Below are 22,882 nucleotides of genomic sequence, written 5' to 3'. Positions count from 1 at the left end.
GCCGGCTGGCCAAACCGGCGGCTGCCGTTACACCGACGAGAACTCGCGTGGGAACGGCATAGTACGATAGGTTTTGCCGGTGGCCTTATGCAGCGCGCTGGCTATCGCCGGGGCGACCACCGCAGTCGATACTTCCCCGCATCCCTGCGGTGCACGCGCGCTATCGAGCACCACGACCTCCACCTTGGGCATTTCGGCGATCGCGAGCAGCGGATAGCGATCGAAATTCCCTTCCACCACGCCGCCCCGTTCAAAATGCAGCTCGCTGTGCAGACAGGTGGTCAGCGCAAAGCCGATGCCGCCCTCTACGTTGGCACGCACCAGGTTCGGGTTTATCACCTTGCCACAGTCAATCGCACATACCGCGCGCAGCACCCGTAGTCGCCCCCCCTGGATGGCGATTTCAACCACCAAACCGACGTAGGTGGTGAAAGCGTTATTGCGGCCGACCCAAATATTGCACGCCATACCGCGATAAACGCCCGACGGCGGTTCATGCTGCCAACCGGCCGCCGCCGCGGTGGCGTCCAGGACGCGCAACGCTTCCGGGCTGTCCTGCAACAGATGCCGCCGATACGAATATTCGTCCCGGTTGGCCTTATGGCTGAGTTCGCTGATAAAGCTTTCCAAAAAGAACAGGCTGGCGACGCTGCCGACACCGCGCAGATAGCTCAGGGAGATCGGCTGATCGACGATGCCGGCCTCCACCTTCAGGTGTGGGATGCGATACGGCGTGCTGTAAACGCACTCCACCATACTTTCATCCCATCCCCCGGCCTCGTTGACCGTTTCGCGCCGCATTTGCCAGAAGAGAGACTGCCCGGCATAGCGCGCCCACAGCGCCTGCGGATAGTCGTTTTCATCCAACAGCGCCCGATAATGGCTGATACAGGCCGGACGATAGTATTCATGCCGCATGTCGATCTCGCGCGGATAGATCACTTTGACCGGTTTCCCCACCGCCCGGGAGGCGGCGGTAGCATGCATCACAGCATCCGGCAGATATTTGCGCCCAAAGCTGCCTCCCAGATAGGTCGTATTCACCACCACATCCGTCGGCTTCAGCCCGAACATTTTCGCCAGAACGTTGCGTACCATGTCCTGGCCCTGGAAAGGGCCCCAGGTTTCGATACGGCCCTCGCCGTAATGGCTGGTGGCATTGCAAGGCTCCAGGGTGGCGTGCGCCACATAAGGTGCGCTGTAACGCGCCTCATGCAAGCGCGAACCTTGTTCAGCGCCACGAATCAACGCCGACGCCTCGCCGCGATCGACCGCCGGCACCAGTGTATCGCCATCCAGCATCGCCAGATTCTCTGCCGCAATCGCACTATCGGTCAGCGCTTTTCCTGTGCCCGGCAGCCAGTCGACCTCCAGCAAATCCGCCGCCTTTTTGGCCTGCCAGTAGCTCGCCGCCACCACGATCACCGTATTGAGCGACATATCGCGATCCAATCCGACCATGTTGTTCATCGACCACTGCCGGGTCAACACCAGATCCACCACGCCCGGCATGGCCCGAATCTGCCGTTCATTGCGCACGGCGACCAGCTTTCCGCTGAGATCGGGCACCATCCAGGGGACGCCGATCAGCATCTCCGGCAAGTCGATATCGATACCGTAAATCGCACTGCCGTCCACTTTCTCCGGCGTATCGACCCGCAACAGCGGCTTGCCAATGACACTCTCTCGCTCTTGCGCCTCACTCTTTAAACCAGGCTGCGGATCCAACGGCAGCTCGGCGGCATAGCGCACCAGATCGCCGTAGGCGACCTTGCGCTGTCCGCCTTTCTCAAGCACCCAGCCTTTCTCCGTGCGGCACTGCGCCGGTGAAAGCGCGAAATGTTTTGCGCCGGCCCGCAGAAAAAAATCTCTCGCCTGTGCGCCGGCCAGCCGGGCACGCTGATAAAATTTGGTCATGGAGGTTGAGGCGGCGACAAACTGTGCGAAAGCCTCACCCCCGGCAACCTGACGGTAAGCGTCACGGCCGGTGACGAATTTCACCGTCACCTGCGCCCAATCGGCATCCATCTCCGCCGCCACCACTTCGGCCAGGCCGGTGTAAATCCCCTGCCCGACCTCACATTGCGACACGCCGATAACGATGCGCCCATCGCGATCGATCCAGATCCAATCGTTCAATTCATGCTGACCGTCCGGTGGCGCCACGTCCTGTGAAACCACGGCCGCCAGGCTGCGCGTCGATATCGGCAGCAGCATGGCGGCCACTGCCAACGCGCTGCCTTTTATCAAGGTTCTGCGGGTGATCGCCATACTCAAGATCCTCCCTTGTCCGCGGCGCGGTGCACCGCCGCACGGATCCGGTGGTAGGTGGCGCAGCGGCACAGATTGGTCAGGCCCGTATCTATCTGCCGATCGTCCGGCCTCGGGTGTTCCGCCAGCAGCGCGCTGACCGCCATGATCATGCCTGATTGGCAGTAGCCGCACTGCGGCACATCCTCCGCAATCCAGGCCTGCTGCACCGGATGACGGCGATCGAGGGACAGCCCTTCGATGGTGGTCACCTGCCGATCGCGCACCAATTGCAGCGGATAGCAACATGAACGCACTGCCTTACCGTCGACATGTACCGTACAGGCGCCACAGGCGCCAATACCGCAGCCGAACTTGGTGCCGGTTAACTTAAAATGTTCTCGGATCACCCACAGCAGCGGCGTATCCGGCTCGCCGTTAAATTCGACCGCCTGGCCGTTCAAATTGAACTTCATGCCATCCTCTCTTGGATCAATGCTTCACCCGACGTTTCACCCACGCCCCAATGACGATCAATACCAGCAATACGCCGCCCCAGAACACATAAGGCAATGACGCAATCAACAACGGTTTTTCACCGCCCGCCCGCTGCAGAGCCACTTGCTCCGGCGTTATCCTGACCGCCGGATTGCCGAATTGCTGCAATACGTAATTGCCCAACTCGGCCAGTTGCCGGTCATCCAGGCTATCGGCGAACCCCGGCATCCAGGTCTGCAGCGTCTCCCCCTGGCGCTGCACGCCATGCAGCATCACCATGATCAGGTTATTGGCCTGCTCGCTGCCTACGGTGGAGTTGTGCGTCAAAGAAGGGAAATGGCCGTCGTAAGCCCCCTCGCCGCCCAGGCGATGGCAGCTGGCGCAGGCAGCGGCATACAGCGCCTGCCCAGCAGGGTCGCCTTGGCCGCCTCCCTGATAGTGATAGGCCGCTTTCGTTCCTTGTACGGTGACGATCGGCGGCGTTTGTTTAAGCCAATCGGCGATAGCGTCGAGATCATCGTCACTCAGGAAACGCAGGCTATGCTCCACCGCCTCCGCCATGCCGCCGGCCGCCTGGGCTTTGTCATTGCGCCCGGTTCGCAGATACTGCACCAATTCTTCCCGGCTCCAGCCGCCGATGCCGCTCACGGGATCCGAGGTGATATTCGGCGCGATCCAACCGCCTGCCTCCCCGCCCGCTAGGTAGCGATCGTCGCGTTCAGCCATCATCCCATTACGTGGGCTGTGACACGCCGAGCAATGCCCCAACACATCCACCAGATAGCGACCACGCGTCTTCTTCTCGTCTGCATCGACGGGCGTTTTTTTCAGAAACAGCCAGTTCCAGCCGTGGATCGCATAACGCCAGGAAAAAGGGAACCTCAGTTGGGTCTCAGGCACCGCACGATCGACCGGTGCGACCCCGGCCATAAAATAGCGATACAACGCGCGCAGATCGTCATCGCTCAACCCCTGATAAGCGGTATAGGGCATGGCGGGATACAAGGGTTGACCGTCCCGCCGAATGCCCTGCGTTAAGGCGCGGCGAAACTCCGGTTCACTGTAGTCGCCAATGCCGGTTCCTTTGGCGGGCGTGATATTACTGGCGATGATGTCGCCCATCGGCGAAGCGATGGCATAACCGCCGACATAGGGGGCGTCCTGTTGGGCGCTGCCGCGGTGACAAGCCGCGCAATCTGCGGCGGTAGCCAGGTATTTTCCCCGTGCGATGACCTGTTGGTCATTCTGGCTGGCGAAGACCGAGCAGGAGAAGATCCCCAACGCGATAACGCACCGCTGTTGTGCTCTCCGCCAGCGGCCCTTCACGCTTCACCTTCCGGCTTCATCGCCCCCGCTCGCTCCTCCGCCAACAGCGCAAACTCGTCCGGCAACAGATTGTCCTGTTCGAGCATCGCTATCGCGTTATGTTTGATGCCAAACAATACGCGGTAAAAAGCCTCCAGATCGTCGGCCGAAATACCGCTAAGCAGCTTTTGCCGCGCCTGTTGGCTGGAATGATCCAACTGCGCCAGCATCTCCTGCCCGGCCTCGGTCATTCTCACGCCTTTGGCGCGCTTATCTTCGGACAGAGCATCGCGAGCGATAAGCCGATTTTTTTCCAGAAACAGCAGCGCGCGCGACATCGTCGAGACTTCGGCGTTCAAATGCTGCGAAACGTCTTTCAACGTGCAGCCCTCCCCCAAGTCGGCAATCGCACTCAGCGCCAGCCAATGCGGGCGCGTCAGATTGGTCATTTTCACCGACTGGTCCATCGCCGTGCGCCACAGGCGATTGGTCACATCCAGATGGATGCCCAGCGCAGCAGGGAGTTTACGTGGTTGTGGCATATCGGATTGCTCTCGATTATTTATTTGCTTGTGCAAACAAATAGTAGATCGAACATGAGAACAGGATCAAGCAGATGAGGGAAAATAAAGTAAAAACGAGTTAATACACTTGGTTAGTTCGTATCGCACGGCATACGCTCCCCCACGACGGGGAGCGATAAGAAAAATTCAGTTCCCCGCCACCTTGCACCGGTAGTCCTGAATTTCACCGGCCGAGCCCAGGTTGAGATCGGTCAACTTCAAACGGTTTGCCAACAGCAGCATCTCGCCCTGCGGGCTGACCGCCAGCGCCAGGCCGTAATTGCCTATGCTGTCGCCCTGCTCGACCACGTAGTTTTGCAACAAGCGGAAAGGATCTTCCTGGGTTAAATCGGTGCCCGCCAATTTTCTGGCCAGATAGTGATGGCCGACTAATTTCACCGCCAGCGGCCGCCACTGTTGATCTAATTGCTCCGCCTGTTCCCCCAGCGCGTTATAGACATCCTGGCGCAAGCAGGCAACGTGAATATGCAGCTGATTTTGAGAGCGGCCATATTTCGAATTGACCGCCAGAGAAACCCATGCGTCTTTTAACGGTTTACCCAGCTCGCCGGATATATGTTCCCTATTATTCCAGGCCAGGGAGAAATAAGGCGGCGTCCGATCCGCTTGCAATATCGGGCTCTCGATGCCGCTGACCTTTTCGGTCGGCATCACCAGATCGTGATAGGGGCCTTTGCTGTCCTTAAACAGCACATAATCCTCGGTTAAATCAACCTTTAAGCAGGGCGCCGGATCGTGGTTCTGCTGCTGATTGGGCACGCACTGTTGGCTGACGATTTGCCACAGCGCATTCGGATTGCCGCGCCCGAAGAACCACCACAGCACCGCCGCCAGCAGCAAAATGACAAGCAAAATAATTAATAGTCTGAAAAGTCTTTTCATCGCGACGCCCTGTTTATCTATTCCATACCGAAAGGAGCGCCAGCATAAACCAAGGCTCTGGCATCGACCAGAATATTATCCTTAATGTCACCTTTCATTGACGTCTTGTTAGCAATGGATAATTAAAAATAAGCCTCCACCTGAGTAATTTAAGGTAAATTAATACCGCAGGTTGAATATGAGTGTGATATAAGCAGCCGGGACTCTCTTTATATAAGGAACCGATAAGATGCCAACGATGGGCAAATCCCTCCATTACCTCGACGTAGGGTCGGGCTTTCCGTTGCTGCTGGGCCACAGCTATCTGTTCGATCTGAATATGTGGGCGCCGCAGTTTGAAGCGCTGGCTAAACGCTACCGCCTGATCGTGCCGGATCTCTGGGGCCACGGCGATTCACCGGCGCTGCCGCCCGGGCGAAATAGCCTGTCGGATATCGCCGCCGACCATTTGGCGCTGATGGATCGTTTGGATATCGAAGAGTTCGGCATCGTCGGTCTGTCCGTCGGCGGCATGTGGGGCGCCGAACTGGCGGCGCTGGCGCCGGAGCGGGTGAAAGTGCTGGCGCTGCTGGACAGCTACCTGGGTGACGAAACCCCAGAAGCGCGGCAGCGCTATATGGGCATGCTGGCCGCCGTGGAGCAGGCCGGCGCCATCGCGTCGCCCCTGCTGGAACATGTCGCGTCGCTGTTTTATTCCGATGATGTCCCCGATGCCTTATTGCAATCGCTGTTGTGTCAGCTCCAGAACCTGCCTGCCGATCGCCTGCGCGAGAGCATCGTACCGCTGGGCCGGATGATCTTTGGCCGCCCCGACAAGCTGGCGCTGCTGGAACACATCACCGCCGCCAGCATCGTCATTACCGGCGCACAGGATAAGCCGCGCCCACCGGCAGAGGGCCAGCGCATGGCGGATCTTCTCGGCTGCCAACATGTGCTGATCCCCAACGCCGGGCATATCAGCAACAAGGAAAACCCGGCGGCGGTCAACGAAACGCTGCTGGCATTTCTGGCTGAAAACACCACGCCGCTGTTCTGGTAAGATTCTCCGGGCCGCCAGGCCCGGCGAGTCATTCCGTACGCCGCATAAATCCGTGTCGGCTCAGTATGCCCTGCCCTTGTTCGCTCAAGATAAATGCGGCCAACCGCTGCGCACCGTCATCCAACAGGCATAAACCATAATCCGCTTCGATATCCAACGGTGGCGCCAGCGGCCGCACCGCCAACGCCGGGTAGGCCGCCAACGCCGGCGCATAGCTGCCGTAGCCGAGAAAAATATCTGCCTGCCCGCCGGCTATCAGATATTCCGCCGCCAGTCGGCCTGCCGGCACCGGGGCAGAATCTATCCCGCCGACTAACGGTAACGCCCGCCGTCGTAGCGCTTCCCCCTGCCCCGGCCAGTATTGCTCGCAGCGTTCAAAAAGCTGCAGCGCATAATCGCCGGAAGGATCCGCTCCCGGTGTCGAAGTGGCCAGCCGCCAGCGCGGATCGCACAATACCTCAGGAAGCGGACGCTCGGTTAATGCCGGCACGTTGCGAACCGTCACGCAGAGCCGATTGCGCGCAAAAACCTGCACCGCCCCCGCTATCCCGAGATCCGCCAACCTTTGCGGGTGCGCCACGTTGGCCGAGGCGAACAGCTGTGGCCGCTCGCCGTTCTCTATCCGTTGGCGCAACAACCCCGCCGGGCCGAATTCCGCCGAAACCTTTTGCCCGGTGTCGCGCTGAAATGCCGACAGCAGCGGCGTAAACGCCAGCCGCAGGCTGCCGGCGGCAAACAGCAGGATATCACTCATCATGTCGCTCCAATTGGCTGCGATACAGCGGCACCAGCGTCGCGTAGCGGCGGCCCGCCACCGTCAGCGGCACCCGTTCGATCGCCAGGCCGAACAAGGGTGACAGGGAATGTGCCGTTAACACCTCGCGGCAGGCACCGAGCTGGCTGCGCCCTTCCTTGCCCAGCAGCAAAGCCCGATCCGCCACCGCATGTGCATGGTTGGGCTGATGCGTGGAGAACACCACCGCCAACTGCTGTTCCCGCGCCAGGCGCGCCATCAGGCTCAATACCCGATCCTGGTAATGCAGATCCAGCGCCGAAGTCGGTTCATCCAGAATCAACACCTCGCAGCGCATCGCCAATGCGCGGGCGATCATCACCAACTGGCGTTGGCCGCCGGATAGGCTGCCAAACTCACGCTCTGCCAGGTGCTTTAAATCCAACGACTGCAACGCTTCTCTGGCCAGCCGATGATCCTTGGCTGACGGTGAACGGAACAGGCCAACATGGCGTGCTCGCCCCATCAACACGATATCCAGCACCCGATAGGCAAACGGCGGCGAAAAGTGCTGCGGGACAAAGCCTATCTCGCCGCGGCGCTCAATCTCGCCGGATTGCGGCGTCAGGCTGCCTAACAGCAGCTGCAGCAGCGTGCTTTTACCGCGCCCATTCGGGCCCAATACCGCCAGCACTTCACCGCGCCGCAGCTGAATCTCCAGGTGTTGGAACAGCGGGGGCCCGCCAGGCCAGGCAAAACTCACGCCCTTGGCGGCCAATAACGTGTCAGTCATGCCAGCCTCTCACTTGCGCGCGGCGCAGCAGCAGTGCGAACAATGGCGCGCCAATCAGCGCAGTCAAAATGCCCAGCGGGATTTCGCTGCTGCTCAACGTGCGCGCCAAATCGTCGATCAACAGCATGTACAGGGCGCCCAGGCAAAGCGAAGCCGGCAACAGGCGCCGGTGATCCGGCCCCACCAGTCGTCTTGCGACGTGCGGGATCACCAAGCCGACCCACCCGATGCTGCCGCTGACCGCCACCTGAGCGGCCACGATGGCGGCACACAGCGTCAGTATCAGCCAGCGGGTACGCTCAACGTTGATGCCGAGCGCACCGGCATCTTCATCGCCTAACGACAGCAGATTGATGCGCCAGCGCAGCGCCAGCAGCAGACCGCCGGCCAACAGTAAAGGTAAAAACAGCATCAGCAGCTTTTGCCGATCGGCGGTGGCAAAGCTGCCGAGCAGCCAAAACACGATGCTCGGCAGCTTCTCTTCGGTATCCGCCAGATATTGCATCAGGCTAACGCAGGCGGAGAAAAAACCGCTGAGGATCACCCCCGCCAGTACCAACGAGAGAATATTGCGCCGTGCAATGACGCTGGTGAGGGTGAAAATCAACAGCAGTGCCGCCATGCCGAAAACAAAAGCCGACAGCAGCAGCGCCGCCAACGGCAGGCTGAGCAGGATAGCCAGCGTACCGCCAAAGGCCGCGCCGGAAGACACGCCGATAATATGCGGATCGACCAGCGGATTGCGAAAGACGCCTTGCAAAGCCGCGCCACACAGGGCCAGCGCCGCGCCGGCGCCCATCGCCAACAGCACCCGCGGCAAGCGCACCCCCAGGATCACCTGGCGTTGGACAGCATCGATGCCGGCATAATGCTGCCCGGTGAGCGGCTCCAGCAAAATCATCAGGCTGTGCGTAATCGGCACCTGAAAGCGGCCAACGCCGAGCGAAAACAGCGCGCAGCACAGCGTCAGCAGCGCCAGCCAACCCAGCTTCATTGCCCGCTCTGGCAACAGGTGGCGCGGTAATAGCGTTGATAGTAAGTATCGACCCGCTGCTGCAGATGGATATCGGCAAAACGCTGCGGGTAAAGTTTTTTCGCCATCCACAACTCACCCAACGCCATCGCCTCCGGCATCGGATATCCCCAGGCCTTGGCGTACTCCGGCATCAGGTAGACCCGCTTATTCTTCACCGCGTCAATCGGCTGCCACTGCGGTGACGTCAGGATCTGTTTCACCACGTCCGGGTAGCGTTCTTGCACGAAAATCACCGCCGGATCCCACTTCAGGACATCCTCGATAGAAACCTGTTTAAACCCCTGGATCTCTTTCGCCGCCACGTTGAGCGCACCCGCGTGCCGCATCATCAACCCGGTATATTTGCCGGCACCGTAGGTGGTGAGATCGGGGTTGGCCATATACACCCGCACCCGCCGATCGTCCGGCAGCGTGCCCAGCCGTTCGGCGACCAGGGCACGCTGCTGAGTGACGTCCTTAATCAGCGCTTCGGCCTGAGGCTGACGCTCCATCACCTCGCCAATCAGCCGAATACCGTCCTGCAGCCCCAGCGTATAGGCCCGATCTTCATCGCTCAGTTGAGGGTTCATTTTGCCCGCCTGATCGGCCGCCTCGCGGCGCAGCGAGATAGCCACCACCGGAATGCCCACCCGTTCGATCTGTGCAATCATTTCCGGCGGCGCATAGTTGGCCACAAACACCACCTGTGGATGCAGGCCGAGCAGGCTTTCAATATTCACCGAAGTCAGATCGCCCGGCATCGGCAGGGTTGCCAGCGTCGGTGCCAGCCGCAGGTAGTTTGGCCCCAGCTGCTTTTTCCAACTGCTAAGCACGCCGACCACCTGCGGCATCGCATCAAGCTGCACCAATAGGTTCAGCGTCTGGTGTTGCAGCACCACGGCACGGGTAATGTGATCGGGCAGCGTGACCTGACGGTTGAGCTGATCGGTGACCTGGCGATCCGCCAGGGCGGCGGTAGAGAACAACGCGAGCGCCAGCATCAGGCGCGGGAGAAAGTTAAACATGGCAGTGACCGGTTGATTATCGTTATATATCTAATAATATAGCGATGGGCATGGCGAAACAATCAGCGAGATCAAACCCTATGCCATGTATGCAGGAAGAAAAACGAGGAGATAACGATGGGAAAGAAGCGGATCCGCCGGAACGCCGGCAGATCCTGAAAACCAGAACGAGCGCGTGAAAAGCGCTTATTGGCCGATAGACGTCAGGCCCTGGCGGATCCCTTCGTCAGCCTGCTGACACCACGCCTGCAGCCCCTGCGGCGCTTCCTTCTCCAACGCGACCACTTTGCCGTCGTCGTTCAGCACATTGCCTTCACGGCCCATCGCTTCACGCTTGTCGCCATCGCGGGTATCAACGCCGCCCGGAATAGCCGCCACGTAGGCCACCATTTTCTTGGCGTTGTCGATACTCTCCGCTTTCAGGAAACCTTTATCGACGCAGTAGGACATCAGCCCGGCGGTATTACGCGTGATGTCATAGACGTTCTTCAACGCGGCAGGATCCATCCCTTCGGCATTGGCGGTGTTAAACAGGCCCAGAGTCGCGGCAATCATGCCGGTCAGAATGCTCTTTTTCATTGTTATCTCGTTTTAATAATGAAGTAGTTAATTTTTAATTATTCACAAAAAAAATGTGAATGCCGGTAAGATATAACGGCGCCCTAGATTAACACAACACTAACGCGTTAATAACTGTGGTTAAGTTAGCGCCTAATAAAATAAAAACGCATGGTGGGGTTATTACCTCCTCCCAGCGTCAGTTTTTTACGTTCGACATTGACCGCGCTCAATTCAAATTTAAAATAGTCTCATTATGGAATTATTCGTAACGAAATCGTTGGCCCGCGGTCAATCACGTTCCGCACTTTGCCAATCCCCCCCGGCGTGGCATAGCCTGTTAAGACGCGCCATGCCATAGTGAAAGGGGATTCGCATGAACCCTTCCGTCCGGCCGCCGCAATGCGACGATAAAACCCTTCTCGATATCACGATGAATTTATATCTTTATCCGGCGGTGCTTATTGCGCACCGCTTGGGCATCTTTGAGTTTATTGCTCAGCCCCCCGCAGCCTGGCCAATATATGCACTCAGGCCAATCTGGAAAGACGCCCAGCGGAAACGTTGGCCATGGCGCTATTGGCATTGAAATTGATCGCCAGAGACGGCGATACATTCTCTCTCTAGCCGGAAGCGGAAACCTTTTTGTTAAAAAACAACCCACATTACTTCGGTTATTTTTGGGATTTGATGATTGAAAACAGCGAGATTTTCTCGCTGAAAAACCTGGAAAACGCCATCAGAAAAAATACCTCGCCGACCTACGACGAGCAGGAGCTGTTCGAAGCGCATACGCTCGACGCCGACAGAATGCGGCGTTTTACCCACGCCATACCCAGCCTGAGCGTGGGATCGGCCAGCGTTTGGCCGCGCTGCCCCCCCCCTCGCTCGGCGCTGGATATCGCCGACCAACTGCTCGACGTCGGCGTCGGGCCTGCTCAATTACTGCCGTCGCTCGGCTACTACAGCATCGTGACGGCGCAAAAAACCCAGGCTTAGCGGTTCACCGAACGCGCCATGCGACTGTAGGTGTGGCGCACGCCGCGAATCGCCACGCTGTAGGCGAAGATGTTTTCCGGCAGCGCCAGCCCCAGATAGCCGGTATCGCCGATATGGTGCAGGTCCGCGCCGGCCATTTTGCTCATCAGCGCAATCTGCCGCACGGTCTGCACGTCGGCCCCCTCTTGCGAGGTGCCGATCGCCGTCATCGCCAGCGCTCCCTGCCGCTGGGCATAGGCGATCAGCGCCGCCACTTTTTCCTGCGACATGCCGGGAATGGTGCCCGGCGCCGGCAACAGCACGATGTCGGCACCGTTTTCCACAAACAGCGCGATGTCCTGCTCGCCGATCAGCTGGCTGCCGCTTTCGCGCACAATGCCGGCGCCGTGCATCTTGCCGGTCACCAGCACCATCTCGTCGCCCACTTCATCGCGAATCGCTTTCAGCGCGGCGGCGATCGCCTGATTGCTGACGCCGTTGTTCGGGTTGCCGGTCAGCACCAGCAGGCGCGCGCCGAGCTGATACAGCTTGCGGGCATTCTCGGCGGTGGCGGCGCGGCCCGCCGTCATCTGCCAGAAGTCGTTATGTTCGGTGGCGAAAGCCGGATCGACGGCCTCCAGGTTCACCCCGATCACCCGCCCGGTCAGGCGCTGCAGCGTGCGCAGCGCCTCCTGCGGCGGCACGTCGGCGGGCAGGCCCGCGATATGCGGACGATCGACGTCGAACAGGTTCAACAGCAGCAGGTCGGCGCCCTGGCTGGCCGCCAGTTCGGCGTTGGTGACGTTATTGAGCAGCGGCTGAGTGACCGCGATGGTTTCGCTGACCAAGATGCGCCCTTCGCTGGCGCGGATGGCATAGAGCAGATCGGCTTTGCCGATATCGGCCAGATCGCTGGCGCTGCAGTCCAGATAGCGTTTCATGAGGCAAGCTCCGGTGACGTTAGCGGAAAGGGATGGATGCCCCCCCTCCCACCGCAGTGAAAGAGGGGGAAAAGGTTACTTCAGCGTAAAGCTTTGCGCCTGCACGTTGTCGGAATCCAGGCCGACGAACACGTTGAATTTGCCCGGCTCCGCCCCCCATTTCAGGCTGGCGTTGTAGAACTTCAGATCGTCTTCGCTAATCGGCAGCTCAACCTGCTGCGACTGACCGGCCTTCAGCGTCACTTTCTTGAAGTTGCGCAGCTCTTTCACCGGCCGGCTGACCGAGGCGGTCACGTCCTGCAGATACAGCTGCACCACCGTGGCGCCGTCGTACTTGCCGGTATTCTTCAGCGTGACGCTGGCGGTTAACTTGCCGTTGCGCGCCATCGTCGGGCTGGACAATTTCAGGTCCGACAGGCTGAAGGTGGTGTAGCTCAGGCCGTAGCCGAACGGATACAGCGGGCCGTTCGGCGAATCGAAGTAGCGCGAGGTGTACTTGCCCGGATTCTCCTTGCCGAACGGCCGGCCGGTGTTCAGGTGGTTGTAGTACATTGGGATCTGGCCGACCGAGCGCGGGAAGGTCATCGGCAGCTTGCCCGACGGGTTGTAATCGCCGAACAGCACGTCCGCCACCGCGTTGCCGCCCTCGGTGCCGCTGTACCAGGTTTCCAGCATCGCGTCCGCCTGCTCGCTCTCCCAGCTCAATGCCAGCGGGCGGCCGTTCATCAGCACCAGCACCAGCGGCTTGCCGGTGGCTTTCAGCGCGGCAATCAGATCGCGCTGGTTCTGCGGGATCGTGATGTCGGCACGGCTGGAGGCCTCGTGCGCCATACCCTGCGATTCCCCCACCACCGCCACCACCACGTCGGCCTTGTTCGCCGCCTGTACCGCTTCGTCGATCATTTGCTGCGGCGAACGGGTATCGAACGCCACCGCCGGCTCATACTCGTTCAAATAGTCGATGATGCCTTTATCCTGCGTGACGTTGGCGCCCTTGGCGTACAGAATGCGCGCCTTGTCGCCCACCGCCCGCTCCAGCCCCTCACGCAGGGTGACCGACTGCTTGACCACCCCGGCGGCCGACCAACTGCCCATCACGTCACGCTGGCTGTCGGCCATCGGCCCGACCAGCGCGATGGTCGCCTGCTTGCTCAGCGGCAGCGTCTGCTTATCGTTCTTCAGCAGCACCATCGTCTTGCGCGCCACCACCCGCGCTTCGGCGCGGTGCAGGCGGCTTTCGGCGTTGGTGTCCTGCGGATCGGAACCCGCCGGGCCCAGATGCACGTAAGGATTGGTGAACAGCCCCATGTCGTATTTGGTGTTCAGCACGTCGCGGCAGGCGCGGTCGATATCGCTTTCAGGCACCAGCCCGTCTTTCACCAGGCCCGGCAGGTATTTGTCGTAAAACTCGTCGCTCATGCTCATGTCGACGCCGGAGGTGATCGCCAGCCGCACCGCGTCGCGCGCGTCGGCGGCCACGCCGTGTTTAATCAGCTCTTTGATCGCGCCGTGGTCGCTGATGGTGATGCCTTTAAAGCCCCACTGCTCGCGCAGCAGATCTTTCAGCAGCCACGGGTTGGCGGTGGCCGGCACGCCGTTGATCGCGTTGAGCGACACCATCACCCCGCCGCTGCCGGCGTCCACCGCCGCTTTATAAGGCGGCAGATAGTCCTGATGCATGCGCAGCGGGCTCATGTCGACGGTGTTGTAGTCGCGGCCGCCTTCGACGGCGCCGTACAATGCAAAGTGCTTGACGCTGGCCATCACCGAACCGGGTTTGGCCGGATCGCCGTTCTGGAAACCGTCGACCATCACCTTGGCGATTTTCGAGACCAGCCAGGTGTCTTCGCCGAAGCCTTCGGAGACCCGGCCCCAGCGCGGATCGCGGGTGATATCGACCATCGGCGCGAAGGTCATGTTCAGGCCGTCATCGCTGGCCTCTTGCGCCGCGACCCGGGCGCTGAGCGCGATGGCTTCCAGATCGAAGCTGGCCGCCAGCCCCAGGCTGATCGGGAACACGGTGCGCTGACCGTGCACCACGTCATAGGCGAAGAACAATGGGATTTTCAGGCGGCTGAGCTGCATCGCCTGATCCTGCATCACCCGGATATCCGGCCGGGTAACGGTATTGAAAATGGCGCCGATCTGCCCTTTGCGGATCCCCTCGCGGATCGCTTCTTTCGGGTTATCCGGCCCGACGCTGATCAGCCGCAGCTGGCCGATCTTCTCTTCCAGCGTCATCTGCTTCATCAAATTGGACACGAAGGCGTCGCGCTGCTGGGCGTGAATGCCCTGCGTTATCGGCGTTTCCTGCGCAAAAGCCGGACTGAGGGCCAGACCGGACAACATACTCACCACACAAAGCCATTTCATCTTGTTTTATCTCAGGCGTGTTTCCGCCGCTAAAGCCGCGGGGTTTAATCGGAGTGAAGAAACAGTTTGCCACACTCTGTTTCATCGCCAAGGGAATTCGCATCGCTAATGTTTACAAAGCATTACAGGTCATCGGCAGGTAATTCTGTAGCCGGGCGCGGCTGTCGGCGGCCTCCGCCGCCAGAAAATCGACCAGCGCGGTTAACGTCGGCGGCGCCACCGTGCGTTCAGGATAGACCAAATAATAGGCCGCGCCGCTGCTGACGCAGAGCGGGAACGGCGTCACGATACGCTGCGCCTGAATATCCTCCTCCAGCAGGCACAGATCGCCGATGGCGATGCCAAACCCCTGCAGCGCGGCGCTCATCGCCAGATCGAGGGTATCAAAATGCTGGGCCTTGCCGGACGGCAACTCATCGGCGCCCGCTGCCTTCAGCCAGCGCAGCCAGTCGCGCCGATCGCGCGTCGGGTGCAGCAGGGTTTTGTCCGTCAAGTCCGTCAGCCGAGGCGTCGGCGGCAAAAATGTCGGCGTGCAGACCGGTGTGAGGATTTCATCGAACAGCAGGTGCGCGGTCAGCTTTTTACCCGGCGGCCGGCCGAATACCACCGCGGCGTCAAACTGCTCGGTACTGAAATCCAGGCCGTGCGACACCGAAGCGGTCAGCTCGATATGCATGTCCGGCCGTTCATTTTGCAGGCGAATAATGCGCGGCAGCACCCAACGCATGGCGCAGGTCGGGCATTTGATGCGCAGCGCCCCTGGCGGGGCGGCGGCCCGCGTCAGGGCTTCATCCAACTGCCCCAGCGCTTGCTGCACCGGCGCCAGCAGCTGCGCGCCCTGCGGCGTCAGCGCCAAACCGCGCGCCTGACGGCTGAACAGCGGATAGCCCAGACGCTGTTCCAGCCCGAGAATTTGCCGGCTGACCGCCCCCTGCGTCAGGTGCAGCTGCCGGGCGGCATGGGTAAAGTTGAGGCGTTGCGCCACCACCACAAAGGTTTTCAATACGTCGAGCGACGGCAGGGATATCGGCATAGCGTGCCTCGATTAGGTATGATCGTAGTGCATGGCAAGTATGACAAACTTTCCCTTGTCCGCCTACGCCGGCTGATGCTTAATCGTTCAACACTTCCCTGTTTGCCTGGAGCCCATCATGCAGAGCGCCTGCTCACCCCGCTCGAAGCTGCCGGACGTCGGCACCACCATCTTCACCGTCATTGGCCAACTCAGCGCCGAACATCAGGCCCTCAACCTGTCGCAGGGCGCGCCCAATTTCGCCGGAGACCCGCAGCTGATCGAGGCAACGGCACAAGCCATGCGCGCAGGTCATAACCAATACGCGCCGATGAGCGGCGTGGCGGCATTACGTGCTGCTCTGGCGGAAAAAGCTGAACGATTGTATGGCGCGCGCTATGACGCCGACGAAGAAATCACGGTGATCGCCAGCGCCAGCGAAGGGCTGTACTCGGCGATCAGCGCGCTGGTGCATCCCGGCGACGAGGTGATCTATTTCGAACCGGCGTTCGACAGCTATGCGCCGATCGTGCGCCTGCAGGGCGCCACGCCGGTGGCGATCAAACTGTCGCTGCAGGACTTTCGCGTCGACTGGGACGAAGTGGCCGCCGCCATCAACGGCAAAACGCGCATGATCATCGTCAACACGCCGCACAACCCGACCGGCGCGGTGTTCGACGCGCAGGATATCGACCGCCTGACCGCCCTGACCCGCGACACCGATATCGTGATCTTGTCCGACGAGGTCTACGAGCATGTGGTGTTCGACGGCGATATTCACCACAGCATGGCGCGCTATCCGCAGCTGGCGGAACGCAGCGTGATCGTCTCGTCGTTCGGTAAAACCTACCACGTCACCGGCTGGCGCGTTGGCTATTGCCTAGCGCCGGCGGCGTTGATGGACGAGATCCGCAAGGTGCACCAGTTCATGGTGTTCTCCGCCGATACGCCGATGCAGCACGCCTTCGCCGCCGCGCTCGCCAATCCGCAGAGCTACCAGGGGCTGGCGGCGTTTTACCAACAAAAGCGCGATCTGCTGGCCAGCGCCCTGCAGGATTCGCGCTTTGAGCTGCTGCCCAGCCGCGGCAGCTTCTTCATGCTGGCCCGCTTTAGCGGCTTCAGCCACGAAAGCGACAATGATTTCGCCGTGCGCTTGATCCGCGAAGCGAAGGTAGCGACGATCCCGCTGTCGGCGTTCTACAGCGACGGCACCGATACCGGCCTTATTCGGCTGAGTTTTTCCAAAGATAACGAGACCCTGCTGGAAGGCGCGCGCCGCCTGAGCCAGGTGTAATTTTTTGTCCGACCATGGGAAAGGGGCACTGCCTATGAAAGCTTTGAAAACGCTGTTCGCCGCCGGATGCCTGCTGGCCGCCGGCTCTTCTCTGGCGGCGGAAAACAGCCTGCGTTTCGGCCTGGAAGCGCTGTATCCGCCGTTCGAATCCAAATCCGCCAGCGGCAAACTGGAAGGGTTCGACATCGAGCTGGGCGACGCGGTGTGCGCCGCCGCACAGTTGAAATGCAGCTGGGTGGAAACCTCGTTCGACAGCCTGATCCCGGCGCTGCAGGCGCGCAAGTTCGACGCCATCAACTCGGCGATGAACGTGACCGAACAGCGGCGCCAGGCGATCGCCTTTACCGACGCCATCTATCAGGTGCCGAACCGCCTGATCGCCAAGGCCGACAGCGGCCTGCTACCGGACGCCAAAGCGCTGGCGGGCAAACACGTGGGCGTGCTGCAAGGCTCGATTCAGGAGATTTACGCCAAAACCCATTGGGCGCCGGCGGGCGTGGACGTGGTGTCTTATCAGGATCAGAATCAGGTTTACCTTGACCTGGCGGCCGGTCGGCTCGACGCCACGCTGGTGATGGCACCGTCGGGGCAAAGCGGCTTCCTGTCGCAGCCGGACGGCAAGGGCTTCGCCTTCGTCGGCGAGGCGGTGCGCGACGACAAGATCCTCGGTGAAGGCATTGCCTTCGGCCTGCGTAAAGGGGATGAGGCGCTGAAGAAGAAACTGGATGCCGCCATCGCCAAAGTGAAACAGCAAGGCACGGTGACGGCGCTGTCGAAGAAGTATTTCGGCGATATCGACGTGACGGTGAAGTGATGGACGGGGGCGGCACCGCCGCCCCCTGCCGCGTTTAGCGATCGAACACCGAACTGTTCAGCGCGCGATCCTGCTGGTGGCGCTCCAGCGCCAATTCGATCAGGCGCGTGATCAGCGCCTGGTAGCTGACGCCGCTGGCGGCCCACAGCTTGGGATACATGCTGATGTTGGTGAAGCCCGGCAGCGTGTTGATCTCGTTGATCACCACCTGGTTATCCGGCGTCAGGAACACATCCACCCGCGCCAGCCCGAAGCACTCCAGCGCGCGGAACGCCTTCAGCGCCACCTCACGGATGTGGTCGCTCACTTCCGGCGCGATCGCCGCCGGCACCACCACCTGAGCACCCTGCTCATTGATGTATTTGGTGTCGTAGGAGTAGAAAGCGTCGCTCAGCACGATCTCGCCACACACGCTGGCCTGCGGATCGTCGTTCCCCAGCACCGCGCACTCGATCTCGCGGCCGACGATCGCCGACTCCACCAGCACTTTGTGATCGAAGCTGAAGGCCAGTGCCACCGCCGCGTCAAACTCGGCGCGGTTTTCCACCTTGCTGACCCCGACCGACGAGCCCTGGTTGGCCGGCTTGACGAACAGCGGCAGGCCGAGGCGCTCGCTCAGTTGCTCAAACGTGAAGCCGGCGCGGTTGGCGCGGGTCAGGGTGACGAAAGGCGCCACCGCCAGCCCGGCGTCGCGCAGCAGGCGCTTGGTCACGTCTTTATCCATGCTGACCGCCGAGCCGAGCACGCCGGCGCCGACGAACGGCATATTGGCCATGCGCAGCAGCCCCTGCAGCGAGCCGTCTTCCCCCAGCGTGCCGTGTACGATCGGGAAAATGACGTCGAGCTGGCCCAGCGCACCGGCGCTGCCCGCTTCGATCAGCTGCTGTTTTTCCTGGCCCGGGATCAGCGCCACGTTCTTGTTCGAGCGGTTCAGCGCGATCAGCGCCGGGTTCTCGGCGTTGAGCAGGTAGTTGGAGGCGTCGTTGATGTGCCACTGCCCCTGTTTGTCGATCCCCAGCAGCGTGACGTCAAACTTCTCTTTGTCGATTGCATCCACAATGTTTTTGGCCGACTGCAGCGACACCTCATGCTCCGCCGATTTACCGCCAAAAATCACCCCAACACGTAGTTTAGTCACGCCTTAAATCCTTCTGAAAAAATCATGGCAAAAAAGTCGTTCATCACAATAAACGCATTGCCTGGCGGCGGCAATCGTTGTTGCCAGAATCTTCTTACGCCACGGAATGCCACATCGCGACCATCCTAAACATATACACTTCATATATTGTTTACTTATGGAGACGCCGATGGGCATCGTAAAAATTTCGGACGCGCTGCATGACGATCTGCGCCTTGCCAGCCTGACCATGACGCGTTCGATCAACGCGCAGGCCGAGTACTGGATCAAGATTGGCATGCTGGCGGAGTTCCATCCGGAACTGACTTACCCGCAACTGGTAAAAAAAATGATGAAAGATAACGCGCTGACGCTGAAGGAGATTGTCGGGTGAAAGAGATTGTGATTAAAACGCCGGAAGAGATTGCCAAAATGCGCCATTCCGGCGCCCTGCTGGCCAAAGTGTTTGCTATGCTCGATGAGGTCATCGTCGAAGGCATCTCCACCATGGAGATCAACGACCGCGCCGAGGCGTTTATCGTCGAAGAACTGAAATCGCGCCCGGCCAGCAAGGGGCAGTATGATTTCCCCTATGTGCTCAACACCTCAATCGACGACGTGGTGTGCCACGGGGTGCCGTCGGCCAGCAAAATCCTGCGTTCCGGTATGATTGTCAACGTAGATATCACGCTGGAAAACGGCGGCTACATCGCCGACTCCAGCAAGATGTACTGCATCGGCCAGGTGACGCCGCTGGCCAAACGGCTGGTGAACAACGTCTATGAATCGATGTGGCAGGGCATTCGCGCGGTGAAACCGGGCGCCACCCTGGGTGATATCGGCCACGCCATCCAGCGGCATGCCGAGCAGGCCGGCTACAGCATCGTGCGGGAGTATTGCGGCCACGGCATCGGCCGCGACATGCACGAAGAGCCGGCGGTATTGCACTACGGTCAACCCGGCAGCGGTCTGGTGCTGCAAGAGGGCATGGTGTTCACCATCGAGCCGATGATCAACCAGGGCGACCGCCGCATCAAGCAGAAGAAGGACGGCTGGACGGTGGTGACGCGCGACAAAAAACTGTCGGCGCAGTGGGAACATACCGTGGCGGTCACCGCCGACGGCGTGGAGATTCTGACGCTGCGCGACGAAGAGCGCCGCGCCAGCTACGCCGAACGCTACTAAATACGCAAGCCATTAGCTTAACAAGCTGATAGCTTAATAAGTTATTCACTTGATAACCTCTTAGCTTATGTGCGGCACTCCGGCGCCGCGGTTAAAGCGACGGAGATGACAGGGAGACAGGCAGCATGCAGTCAGGCAATCAGACGTTTATCAATCAGCTCAAAGACATCGTCGGCGGCCCGCAGCTGTTGACCGGCGATCGCAACACCGAGCGGTATCGCAAGGGGTTCCGCTCCGGCGAAGGCCAGGCGCTGGCGGTGGTGTTTCCCACTAGCCTGCTGCAGCTGTGGCGCATTTTGCAGGCCTGCGTGGCTGCTGACAAAATCGTCATTATGCAGGCCGCCAATACCGGCCTGACCGAAGGGTCAACCCCCAGCGGCAACGACTATGACCGCGACATCGTCATCGTCAGCACTCTGCGCCTCGATCATATTCAGGTGCTGGACAACGGCAAGCAGGTGGTCGGCTTCCCCGGCAGCACCCTGCACCACCTCGAGAAATTGCTCAAACCCTACGGCCGCGAACCGCATTCGGTGATCGGCTCCTCCTGCATCGGCGCCTCGGTGATCGGCGGCGTATGCAACAACTCCGGCGGCTCGCTGGTGAAACGCGGCCCGGCCTATACCGAAATGGCGCTGTACGCCCAGTTAGGGGAAGACGGCCAGCTGCGCCTGGTGAACCATCTGGGCATCCGGCTTGGCGACACGCCGGAAGAGATCCTCACCCGGTTAGAAAAAGGCGACTATCGCCCGACAGACGTCGAGTACGGCGAGTTGCGCGCCTCGGATAACGAGTACGCCAGCCGGGTGCGCGACGTCGATGCCGACACCCCTTCCCGCTTCAACGCCGACAAACGCCGCCTGTACGAAGCCTCCGGCTGCGCCGGCAAGCTGGCGGTGTTCGCGGTGCGGCTCGACACCTTCGAGAAAGAGGGCAAAGAGCAGGTGTTCTATATCGGCACCAACCACACCACGGTGCTGACCGAACTGCGCCGCCACATGCTGAGCAAATTCGAAAACCTGCCGGTGGCCGGTGAGTACATGCACCGTGATATCTTCGACATCGCCGAGGTGTACGGCAAAGACACCTTCATGATGATCGACAAGCTCGGCACCGATCAGATGCCGCGCTTCTTCACCCTGAAAGGCCGCATGGATGCCAGCCTCAACAAGCTGCCGCTGCTGCCGCACAACCTGACCGATCGGCTGATGCAGGGCCTGAGCCATCTGGCACCGAGCCACCTGCCGAAGCGCATGAAGGAATACCGCGAACGTTTCGAACACCACCTGCTGCTGAAGATGGCCGGCCCCGGCGTAGACGAAGCACAGCGCTATCTGACCGACTATTTCGCCCAGGCCGAAGGCGCCTTCTTCGCCTGCACGCCTGACGAAGGCAAAAAGGCCTTCCTGCACCGCTTCGCCGCCGCCGGTGCCGCCGTGCGCTACCACGCGGTGCACGCCGACAAGGTGGAGGATATTCTGGCGCTGGATATCGCCCTGCGCCGCAACGACACCGACTGGTTTGAAACGCTGCCGCCGGAAATCGACAGCCAGCTGGTGCATAAGCTGTATTACGGCCACTTTATGTGCCACGTCTTCCATCAGGACTACGTGGTGAAAAAAGGCGTGGACAGCCATGCGCTGAAAGAAAAGATGCTCGAGATCCTCAACCGGCGCGGCGCCGAGTACCCGGCGGAGCATAACGTTGGCCACCTGTACCACGCCAAACCGGATCTGCAAACGTTCTACCGCACCGCCGATCCAACCAACAGCTTCAACCCCGGCATCGGCAAAACCAGCAAACGCAAAGGCTGGGCCGAAGACCCCCGCTAAACGCCGCACGATCGGCCCGCCGCCGCACCCGGCGCGGGCCTCCTCTGCCCTACCTGCCTCATCGCGATCTTTCTGCGCCTTTAAAGATGTATTTTTATTGCAACTTATAAAATTCCCGATTACCATTCACCCTATCATCGCAAATGAGAATCAATTACAAAGCTGTCATGACGGATACATGACATCCGCCGTGGCATTCACCGCGAAGTTAATGAGAAGGAACCTACCATGAGTCAAACCCTCGATTCAGCCCAGCTGCTGGCCGCGCTCGATAAAGTGATGGTGATCTCCACCACCGATCTGCAGGGCACCATCACCTACGTCAATGACCTGTTCTGTCAGCTGACCGGCTTTTCCCGGGAAGAGCTGGTGGGCCAGCCCCACAGCATCGTGCGCCACCCTTCCGTGCCGAAAGCCGTTTACAAAGCGATGTGGGACACCATCAAGGCGGGCGGTATCTGGACCGGCATCATTCCGAACGTCGGCAAGGGCGGCGTGCTGTACGTGGTCGACACCACGGTGCAGCCGCTGTATGACGCCCAGGGCAATATCGAGGCCTATATCAGCATCCGCCGCGTGATCAACGATCTGATGACCGACTTCGAATCGGTGGAATTCGCCAAAGAACAGTTCGACAACCACTACGACAAGTAA

At 60.3% G+C, this 22,882-nt stretch carries 23 protein-coding genes; 9 read left to right on the top strand and 14 right to left on the bottom strand.

The window, feature by feature from the left end; all coding sequences use genetic code 11:
- Nucleotides 1-27: 27 nt before the first annotated feature.
- The 5 genes from ACJ8IL_RS05390 to ACJ8IL_RS05370 form a co-directional block, all read right to left on the bottom strand.
- Nucleotides 28-2,271: a molybdopterin cofactor-binding domain-containing protein gene (locus tag ACJ8IL_RS05390; RefSeq protein ID WP_442516386.1), complete on the bottom strand. Its 2,244-nt coding sequence runs from the start codon at nt 2,269-2,271 to the stop codon at nt 28-30.
- Nucleotides 2,272-2,273: 2 nt separating this feature from the next.
- Nucleotides 2,274-2,726, bottom strand: coding sequence for a (2Fe-2S)-binding protein (locus tag ACJ8IL_RS05385; RefSeq protein ID WP_060432653.1), 453 nt, complete (start codon nt 2,724-2,726; stop codon nt 2,274-2,276).
- Between the two features lie 16 nt (nt 2,727-2,742).
- Entirely contained in the window at nt 2,743-4,074 is a 1,332-nt protein-coding gene (locus ACJ8IL_RS05380; RefSeq protein ID WP_442516385.1) for a c-type cytochrome, read from the bottom strand.
- Nucleotides 4,071-4,595, bottom strand: a complete 525-nt coding sequence (locus ACJ8IL_RS05375; protein ID WP_049208938.1) for a MarR family winged helix-turn-helix transcriptional regulator — start codon at nt 4,593-4,595, stop codon at nt 4,071-4,073. The genes ACJ8IL_RS05380 and ACJ8IL_RS05375 overlap by 4 nt, the downstream gene beginning before the upstream one ends.
- A 168-nt stretch (nt 4,596-4,763) precedes the next feature.
- Nucleotides 4,764-5,519 (bottom strand): CDP-diacylglycerol diphosphatase, encoded by a 756-nt coding sequence (locus tag ACJ8IL_RS05370; protein ID WP_440481050.1) that lies wholly within the window; start codon nt 5,517-5,519, stop codon nt 4,764-4,766.
- A gap of 238 nt (nt 5,520-5,757) precedes the next feature.
- Between ACJ8IL_RS05370 and ACJ8IL_RS05365 the strand changes: the two genes are divergently transcribed.
- Nucleotides 5,758-6,558 (top strand): alpha/beta fold hydrolase, encoded by an 801-nt coding sequence (locus ACJ8IL_RS05365; RefSeq protein WP_080271242.1) that lies wholly within the window; start codon nt 5,758-5,760, stop codon nt 6,556-6,558.
- Nucleotides 6,559-6,586: 28 nt separating this feature from the next.
- Here ACJ8IL_RS05365 and ACJ8IL_RS05360 read toward each other — a convergent pair whose 3' ends face one another.
- The 5 genes from ACJ8IL_RS05360 to ACJ8IL_RS05340 all read right to left on the bottom strand — a co-directional run bounded on the left by ACJ8IL_RS05360 (nt 6,587) and on the right by ACJ8IL_RS05340 (nt 10,703).
- Nucleotides 6,587-7,312 carry a substrate-binding domain-containing protein gene (locus ACJ8IL_RS05360; RefSeq protein WP_197835495.1) on the bottom strand — a complete coding sequence of 242 codons (726 nt, stop codon included), beginning with the start codon at nt 7,310-7,312 and terminating at the stop codon, nt 6,587-6,589.
- Entirely contained in the window at nt 7,305-8,084 is a 780-nt protein-coding gene (locus ACJ8IL_RS05355) for an ABC transporter ATP-binding protein (protein WP_442516384.1), read from the bottom strand. The genes ACJ8IL_RS05360 and ACJ8IL_RS05355 overlap by 8 nt, the downstream gene beginning before the upstream one ends.
- Nucleotides 8,077-9,078 carry a FecCD family ABC transporter permease gene (locus ACJ8IL_RS05350; protein ID WP_049208942.1) on the bottom strand — a complete coding sequence of 334 codons (1,002 nt, stop codon included), beginning with the start codon at nt 9,076-9,078 and terminating at the stop codon, nt 8,077-8,079. Before ACJ8IL_RS05350 ends, ACJ8IL_RS05355 begins: the two co-directional genes overlap by 8 nt.
- Nucleotides 9,075-10,124, bottom strand: coding sequence for an ABC transporter substrate-binding protein (locus ACJ8IL_RS05345; RefSeq protein WP_025301980.1), 1,050 nt, complete (start codon nt 10,122-10,124; stop codon nt 9,075-9,077). The genes ACJ8IL_RS05350 and ACJ8IL_RS05345 overlap by 4 nt, the downstream gene beginning before the upstream one ends.
- A 186-nt stretch (nt 10,125-10,310) precedes the next feature.
- Complete coding sequence (locus tag ACJ8IL_RS05340; RefSeq protein WP_025301979.1) at nt 10,311-10,703, bottom strand: hypothetical protein; 393 nt, start codon at nt 10,701-10,703, stop codon at nt 10,311-10,313.
- Between the two features lie 355 nt (nt 10,704-11,058).
- Between ACJ8IL_RS05340 and ACJ8IL_RS05335 the strand changes: the two genes are divergently transcribed.
- Nucleotides 11,059-11,271 carry a hypothetical protein gene (locus ACJ8IL_RS05335; RefSeq protein ID WP_238476080.1) on the top strand — a complete coding sequence of 71 codons (213 nt, stop codon included), beginning with the start codon at nt 11,059-11,061 and terminating at the stop codon, nt 11,269-11,271.
- 56 nt (nt 11,272-11,327) lie between these two features.
- Complete coding sequence (locus tag ACJ8IL_RS05330; protein ID WP_440483748.1) at nt 11,328-11,681, top strand: hypothetical protein; 354 nt, start codon at nt 11,328-11,330, stop codon at nt 11,679-11,681.
- On the opposite strand, the gene ACJ8IL_RS05325 is transcribed toward ACJ8IL_RS05330, so the two are convergent.
- The 3 genes from ACJ8IL_RS05325 to ACJ8IL_RS05315 all read right to left on the bottom strand — a co-directional run bounded on the left by ACJ8IL_RS05325 (nt 11,678) and on the right by ACJ8IL_RS05315 (nt 16,007).
- Nucleotides 11,678-12,601: a DUF7916 family protein gene (locus tag ACJ8IL_RS05325; protein ID WP_060432647.1), complete on the bottom strand. Its 924-nt coding sequence runs from the start codon at nt 12,599-12,601 to the stop codon at nt 11,678-11,680. The two genes, ACJ8IL_RS05330 and ACJ8IL_RS05325, sit on opposite strands and share 4 nt — an antisense overlap.
- Before the next feature lie 75 nt (nt 12,602-12,676).
- On the bottom strand, nt 12,677-14,974 hold the full coding sequence (gene bglX / locus ACJ8IL_RS05320) for a beta-glucosidase BglX (RefSeq protein WP_151429110.1): 2,298 nt from the start codon (nt 14,972-14,974) through the stop codon (nt 12,677-12,679).
- Between the two features lie 112 nt (nt 14,975-15,086).
- Nucleotides 15,087-16,007 carry a LysR substrate-binding domain-containing protein gene (locus tag ACJ8IL_RS05315; protein ID WP_442516383.1) on the bottom strand — a complete coding sequence of 307 codons (921 nt, stop codon included), beginning with the start codon at nt 16,005-16,007 and terminating at the stop codon, nt 15,087-15,089.
- Nucleotides 16,008-16,125: 118 nt separating this feature from the next.
- On the opposite strand from ACJ8IL_RS05315, the gene ACJ8IL_RS05310 reads away from it, so the two are divergent.
- Nucleotides 16,126-17,280 (top strand): methionine aminotransferase, encoded by a 1,155-nt coding sequence (locus tag ACJ8IL_RS05310; RefSeq protein ID WP_442516382.1) that lies wholly within the window; start codon nt 16,126-16,128, stop codon nt 17,278-17,280.
- Between the two features lie 34 nt (nt 17,281-17,314).
- Nucleotides 17,315-18,094 carry an ABC transporter substrate-binding protein gene (locus ACJ8IL_RS05305; protein WP_099785290.1) on the top strand — a complete coding sequence of 260 codons (780 nt, stop codon included), beginning with the start codon at nt 17,315-17,317 and terminating at the stop codon, nt 18,092-18,094.
- Between the two features lie 34 nt (nt 18,095-18,128).
- On the opposite strand, the gene ddlA is transcribed toward ACJ8IL_RS05305, so the two are convergent.
- Nucleotides 18,129-19,232, bottom strand: coding sequence for a D-alanine--D-alanine ligase (gene ddlA / locus ACJ8IL_RS05300; RefSeq protein ID WP_015377061.1), 1,104 nt, complete (start codon nt 19,230-19,232; stop codon nt 18,129-18,131).
- A 169-nt stretch (nt 19,233-19,401) separates the two neighbouring features.
- Here ddlA and ACJ8IL_RS05295 point away from each other — a divergent pair, with 169 nt between their 5' ends.
- From ACJ8IL_RS05295 to ACJ8IL_RS05280, 4 genes are all read left to right on the top strand, one after another.
- The gene (locus ACJ8IL_RS05295) at nt 19,402-19,605 is read left to right on the top strand and encodes a ParD-like family protein (RefSeq protein WP_006324220.1); all 204 of its coding nucleotides are present in this window, start codon (nt 19,402-19,404) and stop codon (nt 19,603-19,605) included.
- Nucleotides 19,602-20,396 carry a type I methionyl aminopeptidase gene (gene map, locus ACJ8IL_RS05290; protein ID WP_025301974.1) on the top strand — a complete coding sequence of 265 codons (795 nt, stop codon included), beginning with the start codon at nt 19,602-19,604 and terminating at the stop codon, nt 20,394-20,396. The genes ACJ8IL_RS05295 and map overlap by 4 nt, the downstream gene beginning before the upstream one ends.
- Nucleotides 20,397-20,521: 125 nt before the next feature.
- Nucleotides 20,522-22,228 carry a D-lactate dehydrogenase gene (gene dld / locus ACJ8IL_RS05285; protein WP_127146437.1) on the top strand — a complete coding sequence of 569 codons (1,707 nt, stop codon included), beginning with the start codon at nt 20,522-20,524 and terminating at the stop codon, nt 22,226-22,228.
- A gap of 228 nt (nt 22,229-22,456) precedes the next feature.
- Nucleotides 22,457-22,882, top strand: coding sequence for a PAS domain-containing protein (locus ACJ8IL_RS05280; RefSeq protein ID WP_023447580.1), 426 nt, complete (start codon nt 22,457-22,459; stop codon nt 22,880-22,882).

Origin of the sequence: Serratia sp. CY47444, from assembly GCF_052168635.1 — a bacterium.
Classification (GTDB): domain Bacteria; phylum Pseudomonadota; class Gammaproteobacteria; order Enterobacterales; family Enterobacteriaceae; genus Serratia; species Serratia bockelmannii.
Note: the sequence above shows the minus strand (reverse complement) of the source record. Positions and strands in the feature narration are given on the sequence as shown.

Bases quoted from the DNA above. Each gene is read 5' to 3' on its own strand.
- ACJ8IL_RS05390 (WP_442516386.1), bottom strand. From the start codon at position 2,271: ATGGCGATCACCCGCAGAACCTTGATAAAAGGCAGCGCGTTGGCAGTG.
- ACJ8IL_RS05385 (WP_060432653.1), bottom strand. From the start codon at position 2,726: ATGAAGTTCAATTTGAACGGCCAGGCGGTCGAATTTAACGGCGAGCCG.
- ACJ8IL_RS05375 (WP_049208938.1), bottom strand. From the start codon at position 4,595: ATGCCACAACCACGTAAACTCCCTGCTGCGCTGGGCATCCATCTGGAT.
- ACJ8IL_RS05370 (WP_440481050.1), bottom strand. From the start codon at position 5,519: ATGAAAAGACTTTTCAGACTATTAATTATTTTGCTTGTCATTTTGCTG.
- ACJ8IL_RS05365 (WP_080271242.1), top strand. From the start codon at position 5,758: ATGGGCAAATCCCTCCATTACCTCGACGTAGGGTCGGGCTTTCCGTTG.
- ACJ8IL_RS05360 (WP_197835495.1), bottom strand. From the start codon at position 7,312: ATGAGTGATATCCTGCTGTTTGCCGCCGGCAGCCTGCGGCTGGCGTTT.
- ACJ8IL_RS05355 (WP_442516384.1), bottom strand. From the start codon at position 8,084: ATGACTGACACGTTATTGGCCGCCAAGGGCGTGAGTTTTGCCTGGCCT.
- ACJ8IL_RS05350 (WP_049208942.1), bottom strand. From the start codon at position 9,078: ATGAAGCTGGGTTGGCTGGCGCTGCTGACGCTGTGCTGCGCGCTGTTT.
- ACJ8IL_RS05345 (WP_025301980.1), bottom strand. From the start codon at position 10,124: ATGTTTAACTTTCTCCCGCGCCTGATGCTGGCGCTCGCGTTGTTCTCT.
- ACJ8IL_RS05340 (WP_025301979.1), bottom strand. From the start codon at position 10,703: ATGAAAAAGAGCATTCTGACCGGCATGATTGCCGCGACTCTGGGCCTG.
- ACJ8IL_RS05335 (WP_238476080.1), top strand. From the start codon at position 11,059: ATGAACCCTTCCGTCCGGCCGCCGCAATGCGACGATAAAACCCTTCTC.
- ACJ8IL_RS05325 (WP_060432647.1), bottom strand. From the start codon at position 12,601: ATGAAACGCTATCTGGACTGCAGCGCCAGCGATCTGGCCGATATCGGC.
- bglX (WP_151429110.1), bottom strand. From the start codon at position 14,974: ATGAAATGGCTTTGTGTGGTGAGTATGTTGTCCGGTCTGGCCCTCAGT.
- ACJ8IL_RS05315 (WP_442516383.1), bottom strand. From the start codon at position 16,007: ATGCCGATATCCCTGCCGTCGCTCGACGTATTGAAAACCTTTGTGGTG.
- ACJ8IL_RS05310 (WP_442516382.1), top strand. From the start codon at position 16,126: ATGCAGAGCGCCTGCTCACCCCGCTCGAAGCTGCCGGACGTCGGCACC.
- ACJ8IL_RS05305 (WP_099785290.1), top strand. From the start codon at position 17,315: ATGAAAGCTTTGAAAACGCTGTTCGCCGCCGGATGCCTGCTGGCCGCC.
- ACJ8IL_RS05295 (WP_006324220.1), top strand. From the start codon at position 19,402: ATGGGCATCGTAAAAATTTCGGACGCGCTGCATGACGATCTGCGCCTT.
- dld (WP_127146437.1), top strand. From the start codon at position 20,522: ATGCAGTCAGGCAATCAGACGTTTATCAATCAGCTCAAAGACATCGTC.
- ACJ8IL_RS05280 (WP_023447580.1), top strand. From the start codon at position 22,457: ATGAGTCAAACCCTCGATTCAGCCCAGCTGCTGGCCGCGCTCGATAAA.